Source organism: Sporotomaculum syntrophicum (genome assembly GCF_009932395.1).
In the GTDB taxonomy this organism is placed as follows: Bacteria; Bacillota; Desulfotomaculia; order Desulfotomaculales; family Desulfallaceae; genus Sporotomaculum; species Sporotomaculum syntrophicum.
Genome location: NZ_LSRS01000005.1, coordinates 261,235 through 277,813 on the forward strand (window position 1 = coordinate 261,235; position 16,579 = coordinate 277,813).

Here is a 16,579-nt window from a genome sequence, read left to right on the forward strand (position 1 = left end):
TTAGATGAATTCGCTAACGCCCAGGCAAATCGTAGCGGAACTTGACAAATATGTGGTGGGTCAGAACCAGGCGAAAAAAGCAGTAGCTATTGCCTTGCGCAACAGGTACCGCAGGAGTAGGCTACCTGAGGATCTCCGCGATGAGGTAATGCCAAAAAATATATTAATGATCGGGCCAACAGGTGTCGGTAAAACCGAAATAGCTCGTCGCTTGGCCAAACTAGTTAAGGCTCCCATGGTTAAGGTGGAAGCAACAAAGTTTACCGAAGTGGGTTACGTGGGTCGTGATGTAGAGTCAATGATACGTGACCTGGTGGAAACATCCATCCGCATGGTGCGCAATGAAAGAATAGTAATGGTGGAGAAAAAGGCCAGTATGATGGCTGAAGAACGGATTATTGAACTGCTAGCCCCCATGCCAAAAGAAGATAAACAAGCGCGTAATCCTTTGGAAATGCTCTTTGGGGCCACACGTCAACCGGATCAAATGGAAAGCAACCATTATCAACAAATGGCCAACCGGGTTAAGTTTGAGAGAGAATCATTGCGTGATAAGTTAGCCAGAGGTGAACTGGAAAGAGAATATGTGGAAATTGAGGTGGAAGACAGTCGGCCACCCATGATGGAAGTATTTACCGGGTCAGGCGTGGAAGAGATGGGTGTAAATATAAGTGATATACTTGGGAACATATTCCCGAAGAAAAAACGCCTGCGCCGGTTAACTGTTGCTGAGGCACGCAAAATTTTAACTCAACAGGAGGCCCAAAAGCTGATTGATATGGATGAGGTGACCTCATCTGCGGTGAAGTTGGCAGAAAATGACGGGATTATATTTTTAGACGAAATTGATAAAATTGCTATGCACGAGGGTGGTACCGGCCCTGATGTTTCGCGCGGTGGCGTACAAAGAGATATACTGCCCATCGTGGAGGGCTCTACGGTAATGACTAAATACGGTCCGGTTAAAACAGACCATATATTGTTTATTGCGGCTGGTGCATTTCATGCTTCTAAACCTTCAGATTTGATTCCCGAACTGCAGGGTCGCTTTCCGATCAGAGTTGAGTTGACCAGCTTAACCAAGGATGATTTTTTGCATATTCTAGTGGAACCCAAAAATTCTTTAATCAGACAGTACATCGAATTATTACGCACTGAAGGTGTAGAGGTGATATTTTCACCAAATTCTATTGTGAAAATTGCAGAAATCGCTTATACTGTAAATGAGCAAACTGAAAATATCGGGGCTAGAAGGTTACATACCATTATGGAAAAATTATTGGAAGATGTATCTTTCAATGCTACTGAATTAGAAGATAGCTCCTTTAATATTGATGAACTATATGTCATCCAAAAGCTTGGTGAGGTAGTCAAGGATCAAGACTTGAGCAGGTATATTTTATAGTGTTAACTAGTAATAATTTACAGAAAATATGCATTATTTTATCTATATCAATATTTCAGGTATTATATTTAACTAAAGGTAAAGCTATGCGCTTTTGGTCATACAATTTGCAGCACTGACTGCAACTGGTTAATAAGAAATTTGCAATTATATAATAAGGCATAATAATTGAATTAGGATAAGAAAGAGGCGATTTAGCTTGTCTAATTTACTAGCCAAGACCCGCTCAATTAACAGAGTGCTGCAAAAATCTGCCGGTCACCCAGTTGATTTCAAGGAGATTGCAGCAATACTAAGTGAAATAATAGAGTGTAGTGTATATATATTGGACCGCCGTGGCAAAGTGTTAGGTTTTGCTTACCTAAAGGGCTTTGATTGCGATGTGACGAGAAACATTGTGGAATCAGCGACGGGTTTTCCACCCGATTATAATGAAAAGGTAATGAATATCAATGAAACCTACGCCAATTATTGTAATCCCTATGATACCTGTGACTTAAATCACGAACTAACCTGCCAATTTAACAAAAAAATGAATACTACCATAGTTCCCATAGTGGGCACAGGTAACAGGTTAGGTACGCTTGTGCTCGCTAGATTTGAACGAAGCTTCGATGATGAAGATTTGATTTTAGCTGAACTTGGTGCTACTGTTATTGGGATGGAAATATTGCGTGCACGCCAAGACCGCATGGAGGAGGAAGCTAGAAAACGAGCTGCCGTACAAATAGCCATTGGTACATTGTCCTATTCGGAGCTTGATGCTGTACATCATATATTTGAACAGCTTGACGGCGATGAGGGGCTGCTAGTGGCCAGTAAGATAGCGGATCGGGTTGGTATAACTAGATCTGTAATTGTAAACGCTTTGCGCAAGTTTGAGAGTGCGGGAGTTATTGAATCTAAGTCTCTGGGCATGAAGGGTACTTTTATTAAGGTGTTAAATGATCGTTTGCTGGAAGAACTGGAACGGTTAAAAGAACGTTAAATTTAACTTAAATAAAAAGCCAGCCATTAAGAATGGCTGATTTTTTTTGCTTCTAATTAATGGGTAGCCTTGTCATTGGTTAAACTTTATGTTAGAATACTTCCTGGTGTTAAATACACACGCTGCCGGATTTTGCGCAGGCGGTTCCCTGTGGGGCCCTGGAAAAGATGATGGTAGCGGAGGAAAAAACCGGCTGGGGGGAGGTGTTACACTAATGGCCGTAATATCTATGAAACAACTGCTCGAGGCGGGTGTTCATTTTGGACACCAAACCAGAAGATGGAATCCTAAGATGGCCCCCTACATTTTTACAGATCGCAACGGTATTTATATTATTGATTTACAAAAGACTGTCAAAAAGGTAGAGGAAGCCTATAACTTTGTAAAATCTACCGTACAAGACGGCGGTAGCATATTATTTGTTGGTACGAAAAAACAGGCACAGGAATCAGTTCATGAAGAGGCTGAACGTTGTGGTATGTATTATGTCAACCAGCGTTGGCTTGGTGGTATGTTAACTAATTTCCAGACTATTCGCCGGAGAATTGATAGACTGCATGTTTTAGAAAAAATGGAACAAGATGGGACGATGGATAAACTGCCCAAAAAAGAAGTTGCTGAACTCCTGCATGAAAAAGAAAGATTGGCTAAATTTTTGGGTGGTATTAAAGAAATGCATCGTTTGCCCCAGGCTTTGTTTGTTATTGACCCGCGCAAAGAGCGAATTGCCGTTGCCGAGGGGCGCAAATTGGGCATCCCCATTGTAGCTATCGTGGATACCAATTGTGATCCAGACGAGGTGGATTATATTATACCCGGTAATGATGATGCTATTAGGGCAGTCAGGCTTTTAACTGCAAAAATGGCTGATGCCGTGATTGAAGGCAACCAGGGTGAACAAACTGCTGAATAACTTGTTGGTGGGGGATTAACCTGGGAAGGTTACCCCTGCTTTTTTCTATTTACTTAAACTTTTGGATATAATAATATATTACGAGAAAAAACATGCTATAGGGGGTAATACTACATGGCTGAAATAACTGCAGCAATGGTAAAAGAATTGCGTGAAAGATCCGGTGCTGGAATGATGGATTGTAAAAAGGCATTAGTAGCTACAGGAGGGGATCTGGAAAAGTCTATAGATTTTTTACGTGAAAAAGGTTTAGCCTCTGCTGCTAAAAAATCAGGCCGGATTACAGCAGAAGGTCTTATCGAGTCCTATATTCATGCCGGTGGCAGAATTGGCGTGCTGGTGGAAGTAAACTGTGAAACAGATTTCGTTGCTAAAACTGATGAGTTCAAAGAGTTAGTTAAGGACATTGCGATGCAGATTGCTGCCGCCCGTCCGCAGTACGTGGATAAAGAAGAAGTGCCCGAGAGTATAGTGGCAAAAGAAAAGGAAATTTTATCTGCTCAGGCAGCTAATGAAGGTAAACCGGATAAGATTATCGAAAAAATGGTGGAAGGTCGGATTGAAAAGTTTTATAAGGAAATATGTCTACTGGAGCAACCATTTATTAAAGATACAGATAAAACTGTAAGACAGCTTGTAACTGAAAAAATTGCTAAAATAGGAGAAAATATTTCTGTGCGCCGGTTTGCGCGCTATGAGCTTGGTGAAGGTTTGGAAAAAAGGCAGGATGATTTTGCTGCGGAGGTAGCGGCACAAGCAAGAAAATAATATTGACCCAAAAAGGGATTTTCATTTTCTTGTAGAATAAATTAAATAAATTGACGGGAGGTTAGATAGCCCTAATGGATGCACCCAAGTTTAAGAGGGTTATATTGAAGCTTAGTGGTGAGGCCTTAGCTGGAACCATGGGTTATGGCATAGATCCGGAGGTTGTATCTTCCATTGCTGTACAGATAAAAGAAGTGGTTCAGTTAGGTGTTGAGGTAGCGGTGGTTATTGGTGGCGGCAATATATGGCGTGGTGTAGCCGGTAGTACTAAGGGAATGGATAGGGCTACTGCCGATTATATGGGTATGCTGGCCACAGTCATCAACTCCCTTGCCCTACAGGATGCTTTGGTCCAACATAACATTGTCACCAGGGTGCAAACTGCAATAGAAATGCGGGATGTGGCTGAGCCATATATTCGATTGCGGGCTATCAGACACCTAGAAAAAGGTAGGGTGGTAATATTTGCCGCAGGTACCGGTAACCCGTACTTTTCTACCGATACTGCAGCTGCTTTGCGGGCTGCTGAAATAGAAGCTGAGGTAATTTTAATGGCCAAGCGGGTTGATGGTGTTTATGATTCTGACCCTTATAAAAATAAAAATGCAATCAAATTTACTCAGCTTAGTTACATTGATGTGTTAAATAAAGGGCTTGGTGTAATGGATTCAACAGCTACCTCTCTCTGTATGGATAACCGTATTCCCTTGTTTGTTTTTGATATTAATGTACCAGGCAATATAAAAAAGGTAGTTTTAGGCGAAAATGTTGGAACGTATGTTGGAGGTGATTTTATTGACACTTCTGTCTGATGCCGAAAAAAGTATGCAGAAAACAGTCGAAGTAGTAGATAAAGAGTTTGCTTCACTGCGAGCTGGAAGAGCTACACCTGCATTGCTAGATAAAATTATGGTGCAGTATTACGGAGCTCCGACACCGATAAATCAGATGGCTAATATCAACGTTCCCGAGGCACGATTGCTGGTTATCCAGCCCTGGGACAAAAACACTTTACCTGATATAGAAAAAGCAATATTAAAATCCGATTTGGGTATTACTCCTGCCAGTGATGGTAACGTAATTAGATTGGCAGTACCGCAATTGACCAAGGAAAGAAGAACAGAGCTAGTTAAAGTAATTAAGAAGAAGGCTGAAGAAGGCCGAGTAGCCATTCGCAATTTGCGTAGGGAAGCTAATGATGGGTTGAAGAACCAGCAAAAGAATGGGGATATTTCTGAGGACGATTTGCGGCGCTTGCAGGATGAAGTACAGAAGCTTACAGATAAATACATAAAGGAAATCGATGCTCTGTTTGTTGCTAAAGAAAAAGAAATCATGACAATTTAATTAGTATTGATGGCTATAGTTAGCTTTCAATTAATATCTAAGTTATTCTTGAACGGCAATGAGTACAGATATTAAGCTATCTTAGTAGCGATCGTGGTGAGCAATATACAAATTGATGATTTATTGATTTTAGAACTGGATGCTGCAATAGAATTATGTCGTTCGGCGGGTTGGCAAGTTAAGGTAGAAGTTACCTTGCCTCCCCGTGGAGAATTAACAGGACAGTATAGGGTAATTCGTGTCCGAGAGCTATCTGTCGGAAATGTTATACTGACGGTGGCTAAAGAGGTTTCAGGGAAGGAGGTGTAGAAATTGGCATATAAAATAACCGATGATTGTCTGGCCTGTGGAACTTGTAAAGAATCCTGCCCCAATGAAGCGATCATAGAAGGCGATATTTACACGATTGATCAAGAGAAATGCTTAGAATGTGGAACCTGTATTGATGAATGCCCCACCGGAGCCATTATTGAAGAATAATGGAACAACCCCCTCATTTTCCGGAGGGGGTTGTTTTATAAGAAAGGGGAGCAGGAATGTTTAAACGTCTGTTGGGCGACCGTTCAAAAAATGCTGTTTCCGAGAAGAAGAACTTAAGTGAAGAAGAATTATTGAAACAGCTGGACATGGGCAAACTGCCCGTGCACGTGGCGATCATCATGGACGGTAACGGGCGGTGGGCTACCCGGCGCGGTGCACCCAGGTCGTTTGGACACAGGGCAGGCGTTAACGCTTTGCATGAGATTGTCAAACTAAGCGTGGAGCTAAAGTTAAAGTATTTAACAGTATATGCATTTTCGACTGAGAATTGGAAAAGGCCACGTGAGGAAGTCAACATATTGATGAGTTTGTTGGTCGAGTACCTCAATAAAGAGATCGATGAACTGTGTGCCAATAACGTACGTATACATCCCATGGGGATATTATCGGAACTACCGGAAAAAGCTCGTGAAGCAGCTGATATGGCCATTCGGCGCAGCAATAACAATACCGGCTTGTTTTTTAATGTGGCCATTAATTATGGCGGTAGGGCAGAATTGCTTAGGGCTGTACAAGAAATTGGACAAAAAATTATGTATGGTACGCTAAAGGTTGAAGATATAAATGAGCAAGTAATAGCTGCTCATTTATATACTGTGGGACAGCCGGATCCTGATTTGTTGATTCGGCCGGCGGGCGATTGCCGAGTTAGTAACTTTCTGCTGTGGCAATTAGCTTATACTGAACTTTGGCTAACTGATACCATGTGGCCTGATTTTGGCAGAAAGGAGTTTTTACAGGCGCTATTGGATTTTCAGTTGAGGGAAAGACGTTTTGGTGGTTTATTACATAACTAATTGTGTTCTTAAAGTGTTTTATTAAATAAGACTTATATTTACAACCCGGGTTGGTGATATGGTGCTTTGGCTAAGGGTATTAAGTGCATTTATTGGAATTCCTATATTAATTGCTGCGGTTTGGTATGGTGGTGTTGTATTATTAGCCGTAACCGCAGCATTGATGTTATTGGGTATTCGGGAAATGAATTCGATGTTTTTTCGAATAGATTTGCATGTACCCTTAATTTTGGTTTTACCGGGTTGTCTTTTTCTGGCTGTTGCGGCATATCAATATAAGGTGGGTTACCCAGCCGAAGCTTCGATTCTTCTTCTAATATTTTACTTGGTTGCTATGCTTGTAGGTTACCCAAGGTTAACTCCCCTTGATGTTGCAGTGTCCTATTTTAGTACGATATATGTGGGCTTGCTTATTTTCCTTTATTTACTCAGTACACTGCCAAACGGTTGGATATGGTTAATTATCATGCTTTTTTGTACCTGGTCCAATGATACAGGGGCTTATTTGGTCGGTCGCCTCTGGGGTAGGCGGCGCCTGGCACCTGAACTTAGTCCCGGTAAAACATTGGAAGGGGCAATAGGTGGTTTGTTTGCTTGTTTGCTCGCGGCCTGGTTAGTGGCTTTGTTATATACCCAGCTACCACTGGGGCCATTATTGCTACTGGGGCTTATTATTGGAATGGCGGCCCAGGCCGGTGATTTAGTGGAATCAGCTATTAAACGCCAGACAGGAGTTAAGGACTCTGGCAGATTGATTCCAGGTCATGGAGGAATAATGGACCGTTTTGACAGTATGCTGTTCACAGCCCCACTGGTGTATTATTATGTGGGTAGGATGCTAATAAACTGAGGTGAAACAGTTGCCGCGGACAGTAACAAATATTTTGTATGTTCTGGCGGGTACGGTAACATTACTTGCTCTTTATTTGGCTGTAAAATATGTGCTGCCCGAGTTGCTAACCTGGCTATTATATTTGATGACCATCTTGTCCCCGTTTTTGTTGGCAGTTATTTTCAGTATTTTTATGGAACCACTGGTAGTTTTCTTTGGTCGCTATGGCAGGGTATCAAGAACAATGGCCGTAGCTATTACAATGTTGTTGTTCTTTGGCAGTATCATTTCAATATTAACTCTGGTTGTTTTAAGGCTAGTTAAGGAATTAAGCGATCTTTACTTGACGCTGCCTCAAAGGGCAGCGGAAACACAGCAATTTATCGACCTGTGGGTAAAAAAAGGCATTTTATTTTATGGTACTTTACCTAAAAGTGTAACTGATAATTTGCAGTCATCTCTAAATAATCTTACAGGTATTATCCAACACTGGACTGGGGAATTGTTAAGTATTCTGCTCAATATATTAAGTGGTGTTCCCAGTGTTATTATGGTCATCCTGGTTAGCTTAGTAGCTACTTATTTTTTAAGTAAAGACAGAGAAAAGGTAGCCCGACTTTGGCTAAAGATAGTTCCACCACCTTGGGGAATGCGTATTCTGGAAGTAAGCAATCAGGTGGCTGCTGCCTTTTTATCATATGTACGTGCACAACTGATCCTAGTTTCTATTTCAACTTTATTGAGTATTATTGGCTTGTATATGATCGGTGCGAAATATGCCCTGACCGTTGGTTTACTGGTTGGTTTTTTGGATATGATACCGATATTGGGACCTGGCACGATCTATATCCCCTGGGCAATTTGGTCGTTTATCACCGGCCAGGTACTGCTGGGTGTGCAAATTACTGTGCTTTATCTGCTGGTGATGGTGATCAGAGCGTTACTAGAGGCCAAAGTGGTGGCGGCTAATTTAGGCTTGCATCCTTTGGCTGTGTTAGTTGCTATGTTTGTGGGTTTGAAAACCATAGGGGTTGTTGGGTTGATAGTAGGACCGGTGTTGGTTATAGCCATACTGGCCGCGGTTAATTCAATAAGTTCAGTTAATAAGTGAATAGGCTTAATTGGAGAGTATTATGAAACAACTGGCTATTTTAGGAAGTACGGGGTCTATTGGGCGTCAGACTCTGCAGGTTATTGATAGTACACCCAATACGATAAAGCCGGTAGCCCTGGCAGCCGGAAACAATAAACTATTATTTTTGGAACAGGTTAAAAAATACAAACCTCAGCTAATATCTATGCAACATGAGGAAGATGCCCGCTGGCTGCAGCAGCAGTTAGACGGGTTTCATCAAAAAATTGATATCTGCTATGGTAGCGAGGGGTTACTGGCGGTAGCAACTTTTTCTGATGCTGATACGGTTTTAACTGCTATATCTGGCGCGGTAGGTCTGCAGCCTACGGTGGCGGCCATTAAGGCCGGTAAAACCATCGCACTGGCCAATAAAGAGACACTAGTAGCTGCTGGTGAACTAATTATGCTTTTGGCGCGGGAATATGGTGTGCATATTATGCCTGTGGATAGCGAACATTCCGCTATCTGGCAGTGTTTGCAAGGTGAAAATAGCCATGATGTGGCTAGACTTATTTTGACTGCCTCGGGGGGGCCGTTTCGCAGCTGGTCGAGCGAACAGATGGCAGCAATTACCCCGGCGATGGCTCTCAACCACCCTAATTGGCAGATGGGTGCTAAAATTACCGTTGACTCAGCAACTTTAATGAATAAAGGCTTGGAAGTAATCGAGGCCAGATGGCTGTTTGATATTAGTTATGATAATATTAATGTAGTGATCCACCCGCAGAGTATAATTCATTCGATGGTAGAATTTAATGATGGCTCGGTGCTGGCTCAAATGGGTGTACCTGACATGCGATTACCCATTCAGTATGCTCTTTTTTATCCCCAGCGTCTGGCTGGAAAGGCACCTAGACTACAGTGGCCAATCGGTGAGCTAACCTTTGCAGAGCCTGATTATGAAAGATTTCCATCCCTGAACTTGGCTTTCCAGGCCGGTCGGGTGGGTAAAACCATGCCGGCAGTGTTGAATGCTGCTAACGAGATGGCTGTACACGCTTTCTTAGCTGGTAGACTTGAATTTAAGGCAATTCCTAAGTTAGTGGCTAAAGTTATGGAAGAACACAGCCCAGTACAGTATAACTCCCTGGAGGATATAATGGAAATGGATAGCTGGGCACGCCATCGTGTGGAAGAAATAATAGGATAATATAGCACTATCGTTTTGCCCACTGAACTCAGATCAATATTTAATTTTGTATATATATATAACAAATTAGAGCTATTCTGCATACTATGCCAGGGTTAAATGCATGGCAGTACGAAAAAAATTTCAAAAAGGATGGTCTGTATGGCTACTTTTTGGGCATCTATTTTTGTTTTTGCTATTTTAATATTTTTTCATGAACTGGGGCATTTTGCCGTGGCTAAAGCGGTAGGTATCAAAGTGCATGAGTTCAGTCTTGGTTTTGGTCCTAAATTATTTGGCCAGAATCGTGCAAACACTGATTACAATGTGCGCTTAATCCCGTTGGGTGGGTATGTGCGCATGGCCGGAATGGATCCCGAGGAAGAAGAAGTGGAAGAAGGTAAGGGTTTTAATGATAAAACGGTACTCCAGCGCGTAGCAGTGATCATTGCCGGTCCGCTGATGAACTTTTTATTAGCTGCGGTGTTAATGGCAATTATATTTATGCTGCAGGGTATGCCTGTGCAGGGCACCACGGTTGCCGGTGTTTTACCCGGTCAACCCGCTGAGCAAGCGGGCATCAGAGCTGGTGACCAGATTTACTCCATTGCAGGTGAAAAAATGGATGACTGGGAAGAAATTATTTCAACCATTAGCAGTCGCCCCGGTCAACCTACTGATTTTGTGGTCATCAGGGATGAGCAAAGGATAGAGTTAACTGTAACCCCTATCAAAGGCGAAGAAGGCCGGGCGATGATTGGTATTACCCGGGTACAGAAATTAAATCCCCTCGCTGCACTGGTTAACGGTGTCAAACTAACTTCCCAGGTAATAGTTTTGATCTTGAGTTTTGTTGGTCAGATGATTGTCGGTCAGGCACCTGCAGATTTGGGCGGGCCTGTGCGAATGGTTTGGGAAATCGATCGGGCGGTGGATACAGGTTTCTACTATTTGTTGCAGTTGGCTGCATTTTTAAGCATTAATCTTGGGCTATTTAATTTATTTCCTATTCCAGCTTTAGATGGTAGCCGGATCATGTTTCTTGGCTTAGAAGGGCTACGGGGACGTCCCGTAGATCCCTCCAAAGAAAATTTTATTCATATGGTGGGGTTTGGGTTGTTGCTGTTATTGGTTGTGTTTGTAACCTACAACGATGTCTTACAGCTGTTTACCCAAGGTCCCCAGGGTTCTCCCTAGTGAAAAAGGTAATATTAACGAAAGTAATTAACCCCGGCAAGAAATGCAGTTGCCGGGGTTAAAATTTGGACTTGGGTCGGATGTTTGGAAAATCCTGCAGGAAAATGTTATAATGTATGTTGTTTAAGTTAGAATGAACCAGAATGGTACCGGATGAATGACTTTGAGTTGGGGGCTAAATATATGCAGCGTAGAAAAAGTCGTCCTGTGCAGCTGGGTGACGTTACTGTGGGGGGCGCTGCTCCGATCTCAGTACAATCGATGACCAACACCGACACATCTGATGTAACTGCCACCAGGGCGCAAATTGGACGGCTAATCGAGGCTGGCTGTGAAATAGTCAGGGTGGCGGTACCTGATAAAAAGGCGGCCAAGGCATTGCCGGCTATTAAACAGGGTCTCACCATCCCTTTAGTTGCGGATATTCATTTTGATTATCATTTGGCTCTTGCAGCTATAGAGGCTGGTGTAGATGGATTGCGGATCAATCCGGGCAACATCGGTGGCCGGGATAAGGTTGTGGCGGTAGTCAAAGCAGCTCAACAAAAGCATATACCCATACGTATTGGTGTAAATGCCGGGTCTTTGGAAAAAGATCTATTGCAGGAAGGATTAAACCCACAGGCGCTGGTGCAAAGCGCTCTTCGACATGTTGCTATACTGGAGGAACTGGGCTTTTACGACGTTAAGATTTCCTTAAAGGCTTCGGATGTGCCCCTTATGCTTACTGCTTATCGCATGCTGGCTGAAAAGGTGGATTACCCGTTTCACATCGGCGTTACTGAAGCAGGGACAGTTTTCGCGGGAAGTATTAAGTCGGCAGTTGGTATTGGGGCGCTGCTGTCGGAAGGATTAGGTGATACCATACGTGTCTCTTTGACAGGTGACCCTGTACAGGAGGTGCGGGTGGCCTATGAAATATTAAAAGCCCTTGGTCTAAGGAGTCGAGGAGCAGAATTGATATCGTGTCCAACCTGTGGGCGAACGCGTATTGATCTGGTTAGCATTGCCGGTGAAGTGGAACAGCGTTTAACCTTGATAAACCAGCCTTTAAAAGTAGCGGTAATGGGATGTGTTGTGAACGGCCCTGGGGAAGCCAAACATGCCGATGTAGGTATTGCGGGCGGTCATGGGGAGGGACTTATTTTCCGCAAAGGACAGATTATTAGAAAAGTGCCGGAGAATTTACTGGTTGAAGAACTGATGAAAGAAATTGATCATATTATCCAAGGGAGGAACGGAGATGAGGGTATCTAATTTATTGTTGCCAACTTTGCGTGAGGTACCCGCTGAGGCTGAGGTAATTAGCCATCAATTGCTGTTGCGGGCGGGCTTTATGCGCAAGGCGGCGGCCGGTGTGTATACATTGCTGCCCCTGGCCTGGCGTGTAGTCCGTAAAATCGAGCAAATTATCAGAGAAGAAATGGACAGGCAGGGTGGTCAGGAGATCATGATGCCTATTATTCAGCCTGCCGAGTTATGGCAGGAATCAGGACGTTGGGATGTATACGGCCCCGAGTTATTCAGACTTAAGGACAGGCATGGACGCGATTTTTGCTTAGGCCCCACCCATGAGGAAATAATTACTTCGCTGGTTAAGGGTGAAGTTAATTCTTATAAACAGTTGCCCCTACTGCTGTATCAAATCCAAAATAAATATCGTGATGAGCGCCGGCCTAGGTTCGGTTTGATGCGTGGCAGAGAATTTATCATGAAGGATTTGTATTCATTTGATCGTGATCAGGCTGGACTGGATGTTAGTTATAATAAAATGTACGATGCATATACTAGGGTTTTTAGGCGTTGCGGTTTACAGTTCAGACCAGTAGTGGCAGACTCTGGAGCCATTGGTGGCAGCGACACTCATGAGTTTATGGTGTTGGCTGAATCAGGAGAAGCCACTGTTTTATACTGTGGCGATGAAAAATGCGGATATGCGGCCAACCAGGAACGAGCCGAGACAGTATCCGCATCTGGACAAATTACTAGTGCGCTCGAGCAGCTGCAAACAGTAGGAACACCTGGATGCCGTACTGTTAATGAAGTAACAGAGTTTTTAAACGTACCACCGGAAAAAATAATTAAAACCGTAATCTATACCACTGATAAGGAAAACGTAGCCGCAATGGTTAGAGGTGACCGGGAAATTAATGAGATTAAGCTTTATAATACGCTAGATTGTGTCAGGTTGGATTTAGCTGATGAACAAACGGTACAATCGGTAACTGGTGCTCCGGTGGGCTATGCTGGCCCAGTTGGCCTGAGCGGGGTCAGGCTGGTGGCTGATCACGAGATAATGAATATGGTTAATGCTGTCTGCGGGGCTAATGAAAAAGACAAGCACTTGGTTAATGTCAACCCGAAGCGGGATTTTAAACCGGATATAATTATTGACCTGCGTTTAGTGAAAGCCGGTGATCCGTGCCCGCATTGTGGTTCTGAATTACAAGAGGCCAGAGGGATAGAGGTTGGCCAGGTTTTCAAGTTGGGCACCAAATATAGTAAAGCGTTAGGTGGTACCTTTTTGGATGAAAATGGCAAATCTATGCCATATGTAATGGGCTGTTATGGAATTGGTGTAACTAGGACGATGGCTGCTGCTGTGGAGCAGAACTATGACGAGCGTGGCATTATCTGGCCTGTACAAATTGCCCCTTATCATGTGATAGTGGTGCCGGTTAGCAATAAGGATCAGAAACTCATGCAGGCAGCTGAAACGATATATAATGACCTTAATGCAGCAGGTGTTGAAACTGTTATTGATGACCGACCGGAGCGGGCAGGGGTTAAATTTAACGATGCGGACCTGGTGGGCTATCCTGTGCGCGTTACGGTGGGGTCAAAGGGATTAGCAAATGGGCAGGTGGAGCTTTACCTGCGGCGGAATAGTGAAACGGAGTTGGTATCGTTAAATAATGTAGTGTGTGCTGTTAAGACAAAGCTAAAGCAAATGGACGAAGGGTGTATTAATTAGTGTAAGTTTAATACATGTTGCGTCATAATGAATTTAGTGCTCACCTTGTCAAACGTGCTCTTTTATGATAATATTAACTTGTTTTTGTGCCCTATTTGTTTTTTGGTGGTTTTTGGTCATAATAAGTAGTAGCTCTACATAGTGTTTAATGTTGCTAGACAGGGCGAAAAATAGGCTGCCCCCGGGAAACAGTAATGATGACCGGTTTTGAGATGACTGCTAAAGACTTTATGCAGACCTTGTTATTGAAGGAGTGGGTATTGCCCACTCTTTCGTATTATACTAAAGGAATGATAACGGTAGTTTATCATTAGGGGGATATCGAAATGAGTAATACCGAAAGCACAGTAGCAAAAATCATAAACCCCAAACTGGTTGAACTGGGCTTTGAACTTGTGGATATAAAATATACCAGGGAGGGAGGACGCTGGTTCTTAAGAATTTTTATTGATCAGCCCGAAGGAATAGGTCTTGAGGATTGCCAGTTGGTATCCGAAAATATCGACACACTATTAGACGAATATGATCCCATACCTCATGCGTACACCTTGGAGGTTTCATCACCTGGTTTGGATAGACCGTTAAAAAAACCGGCTGACTTTGCCAGATTCACTGGTGAGAGTGTAAAAATAACTACTTTTGCTCCTTTCGCAGGCAGGCGTAAGTTTAAAGGACAAATCATCGCCGCCGAAGAGCACTCGGTAACTCTTAATATAGACGGCACCAGTATTGTGTTGCCGTTGGAACAGGTTGCCTCAGCTCGTCTGGTACCCGAGTTTTAAAATTGTGCTCAATATTGGTACGCCTAAAATATTATGTACGGGAATAGTTGTTGTGGAGGGACACGGTTAAATGAACACCGAATTCTTGGAAGCCCTGAAGGACTTGGAAAGGGAAAAGGGTATTTCCGCTAATGTTTTACTTGAGGCGATAGAGGCTGCACTGCTCTCAGCGTATAAAAGAAATTTTGGCTCGCTGCAAAACGCCAAGGTGCTTATAGATCGGGAAACAGGCGATTGTAAAGTATATTCCCAGCGGATTGTTGTGGAAGATGTTCAAGACTCACGTCTAGAAATCTTGCTGTCTGAAGCTAGAGCTATTGATCCTCTTTATAATTTGAATGATGTGGTAGAGACAGAGGTTACACCTCGCAATTTTGGTCGGATCGCGGCCCAAACGGCCAAGCAGGTAGTGGTACAACGGATTCGCGAAGCCGAACGGAATATAATTTACGAGCAATTTGCCAACCGCGAAGGGGATATAATTAGCGGTGTTGTGCAGCGTATTGAACAAAAAAATGCCTTTATTGAATTAGGTAAAACAGAGGCTATTCTAACACCAGCGGAGCAAATCCCAGGCGAAACTTATGCTCCGGGCGATCGAGTGAAGGCTTATATAGTGGAGGTGAAAAAAACCACCAAGGGACCGCAAATTTTTGTTTCCCGAACACACCCGGGGCTTTTAAAAAGGCTCCTTGAATTGGAAGTTCCTGAACTTCAGGATGGTGTGGTAGAATTAAAATCTATAGCCCGAGAGGCCGGTTATCGTTCTAAAATTGCGGTTTTTTCCCGGGATGAAAACGTAGATCCAGTTGGGGCATGTGTAGGACCAAAGGGGATGCGGGTACAGACTATAGTAAATGAACTGCACGGGGAAAAACTGGATATAATCAAATGGGATTCTGAACCATCAAAATTTGTAGCCAGTTCTCTCAGTCCGGCAAAAGTAGTAGCCGTGGAAATATGGGAAGATGAAAAGGTGGCTCGTGTTATTGTTCCTGATTACCAGCTGTCGTTGGCTATAGGAAAGGAAGGGCAAAACGCTCGTCTGGCTGCTAAGCTTACGGGTTGGAAAATTGACATCAAAAGTGAAAGTCAAATGGCTGAATTATATCCTGATTACAAAGATTTATTTGCCGAGGAATTCATTGAATAGGGGGTCTCGGCTTGCCTAAGGTAAAAAAAATTCCGGAAAGAATGTGTGTCGGCTGTCAAGAAATGAAACCCAAAAAGTTATTAATTAGAGTAGTGCGTACGCCGGAGGGGACCATAGAAATAGATCGCACCGGCAAACGCTCGGGTCGAGGCGCTTACATTTGCCCGAATAAAGAATGTTTGGATAAAGCATTAAAGGGAAAAAGATTGGAAAAATCGTTAAAACACGCTATTAACCAGGAAATTAAAGAGAGCCTGTTGGAAAGGGTAGAACAGCCATGACCGATGCAGTGGCTAATTTACTTGGTTTATGCAGGCGGGCGGGTAAAGTGATTAGCGGCGAAACCGCAGTACAAAATGCTTTTATGAAAAATGAAATAAAATTGCTTATATTGGCTGGCGATGCATCGAAGCGCAGTCAGGAGAAGTTTATGCAGTTAGCTAAAGAAAATAGTGTTCCAGCTTTTTGTTACTCTTCCAAAAATGAACTGGGTTTTTTGCTGGGAAAGGCGCCCCGTACAGTGGTGGCGATTATAGATGAACAGCTTGCCCGGGGTATCGCCGGAGCGATGGAAAGGGGAGAGATTGACTTGTGTACATTATAATCATTCGGAGGTGAT

19 protein-coding genes are annotated in these 16,579 nt (G+C 43.3%); all 19 read left to right on the forward strand.

Annotated features, from left to right (window positions below; all coding sequences use genetic code 11):
• Positions 1–4 precede the first annotated feature (4 nt).
• Positions 5–1,405 (forward strand): ATP-dependent protease ATPase subunit HslU, encoded by a 1,401-nt coding sequence (hslU, locus tag SPSYN_RS11455; protein ID WP_161822621.1) that lies wholly within the window; start codon positions 5–7, stop codon positions 1,403–1,405.
• Positions 1,406–1,604: 199 nt separating this feature from the next.
• Positions 1,605–2,393 (forward strand): GTP-sensing pleiotropic transcriptional regulator CodY, encoded by a 789-nt coding sequence (codY, locus tag SPSYN_RS11460; protein WP_161822622.1) that lies wholly within the window; start codon positions 1,605–1,607, stop codon positions 2,391–2,393.
• Positions 2,394–2,607: 214 nt separating this feature from the next.
• Positions 2,608–3,306: a 30S ribosomal protein S2 gene (rpsB, locus tag SPSYN_RS11465; protein ID WP_161822623.1), complete on the forward strand. Its 699-nt coding sequence runs from the start codon at positions 2,608–2,610 to the stop codon at positions 3,304–3,306.
• Between the two features lie 114 nt (positions 3,307–3,420).
• Positions 3,421–4,074, forward strand: a complete 654-nt coding sequence (gene tsf, locus SPSYN_RS11470) for a translation elongation factor Ts (protein ID WP_161822624.1) — start codon at positions 3,421–3,423, stop codon at positions 4,072–4,074.
• Positions 4,075–4,148: 74 nt separating this feature from the next.
• Positions 4,149–4,886: a UMP kinase gene (gene pyrH / locus SPSYN_RS11475; RefSeq protein WP_161822625.1), complete on the forward strand. Its 738-nt coding sequence runs from the start codon at positions 4,149–4,151 to the stop codon at positions 4,884–4,886.
• Complete coding sequence (gene frr / locus SPSYN_RS11480; RefSeq protein WP_423828293.1) at positions 4,852–5,421, forward strand: ribosome recycling factor; 570 nt, start codon at positions 4,852–4,854, stop codon at positions 5,419–5,421. Before pyrH ends, frr begins: the two co-directional genes overlap by 35 nt.
• A 96-nt stretch (positions 5,422–5,517) precedes the next feature.
• Positions 5,518–5,730, forward strand: a complete 213-nt coding sequence (locus tag SPSYN_RS11485) for a hypothetical protein (RefSeq protein ID WP_161822626.1) — start codon at positions 5,518–5,520, stop codon at positions 5,728–5,730.
• Between the two features lie 3 nt (positions 5,731–5,733).
• Positions 5,734–5,901, forward strand: a complete 168-nt coding sequence (locus SPSYN_RS11490; protein WP_161822627.1) for a DUF362 domain-containing protein — start codon at positions 5,734–5,736, stop codon at positions 5,899–5,901.
• 56 nt (positions 5,902–5,957) lie between these two features.
• A complete protein-coding gene (locus SPSYN_RS11495) occupies positions 5,958–6,758 on the forward strand; it encodes an isoprenyl transferase (RefSeq protein ID WP_161822628.1) in 801 nt (266 codons plus the stop codon).
• A 58-nt stretch (positions 6,759–6,816) separates the two neighbouring features.
• The gene (locus tag SPSYN_RS11500) at positions 6,817–7,608 is read left to right on the forward strand and encodes a phosphatidate cytidylyltransferase (protein ID WP_161822629.1); all 792 of its coding nucleotides are present in this window, start codon (positions 6,817–6,819) and stop codon (positions 7,606–7,608) included.
• A 10-nt stretch (positions 7,609–7,618) separates the two neighbouring features.
• Complete coding sequence (gene ytvI, locus SPSYN_RS11505) at positions 7,619–8,701, forward strand: sporulation integral membrane protein YtvI (protein ID WP_161822630.1); 1,083 nt, start codon at positions 7,619–7,621, stop codon at positions 8,699–8,701.
• 22 nt (positions 8,702–8,723) lie between these two features.
• The gene (locus tag SPSYN_RS11510) at positions 8,724–9,875 is read left to right on the forward strand and encodes a 1-deoxy-D-xylulose-5-phosphate reductoisomerase (protein WP_161822631.1); all 1,152 of its coding nucleotides are present in this window, start codon (positions 8,724–8,726) and stop codon (positions 9,873–9,875) included.
• 141 nt (positions 9,876–10,016) lie between these two features.
• Positions 10,017–11,051 carry an RIP metalloprotease RseP gene (gene rseP / locus SPSYN_RS11515; protein WP_161822632.1) on the forward strand — a complete coding sequence of 345 codons (1,035 nt, stop codon included), beginning with the start codon at positions 10,017–10,019 and terminating at the stop codon, positions 11,049–11,051.
• Between the two features lie 183 nt (positions 11,052–11,234).
• Positions 11,235–12,308, forward strand: a complete 1,074-nt coding sequence (gene ispG / locus SPSYN_RS11520; RefSeq protein ID WP_161822633.1) for a flavodoxin-dependent (E)-4-hydroxy-3-methylbut-2-enyl-diphosphate synthase — start codon at positions 11,235–11,237, stop codon at positions 12,306–12,308.
• Positions 12,295–14,025, forward strand: coding sequence for a proline--tRNA ligase (locus tag SPSYN_RS11525; protein WP_161822634.1), 1,731 nt, complete (start codon positions 12,295–12,297; stop codon positions 14,023–14,025). The genes ispG and SPSYN_RS11525 overlap by 14 nt, the downstream gene beginning before the upstream one ends.
• A gap of 326 nt (positions 14,026–14,351) precedes the next feature.
• A complete protein-coding gene (locus tag SPSYN_RS11530) occupies positions 14,352–14,807 on the forward strand; it encodes a ribosome maturation factor RimP (protein WP_161822635.1) in 456 nt (151 codons plus the stop codon).
• A 70-nt stretch (positions 14,808–14,877) separates the two neighbouring features.
• A complete protein-coding gene (gene nusA, locus SPSYN_RS11535; RefSeq protein WP_161822636.1) occupies positions 14,878–15,960 on the forward strand; it encodes a transcription termination factor NusA in 1,083 nt (360 codons plus the stop codon).
• An 11-nt stretch (positions 15,961–15,971) separates the two neighbouring features.
• Positions 15,972–16,241, forward strand: a complete 270-nt coding sequence (gene rnpM, locus SPSYN_RS11540; protein WP_161822637.1) for an RNase P modulator RnpM — start codon at positions 15,972–15,974, stop codon at positions 16,239–16,241.
• A complete protein-coding gene (locus SPSYN_RS11545) occupies positions 16,238–16,564 on the forward strand; it encodes a L7Ae/L30e/S12e/Gadd45 family ribosomal protein (RefSeq protein WP_161822638.1) in 327 nt (108 codons plus the stop codon). The genes rnpM and SPSYN_RS11545 overlap by 4 nt, the downstream gene beginning before the upstream one ends.
• The last annotated feature ends 15 nt before the right edge of the window (positions 16,565–16,579 follow it).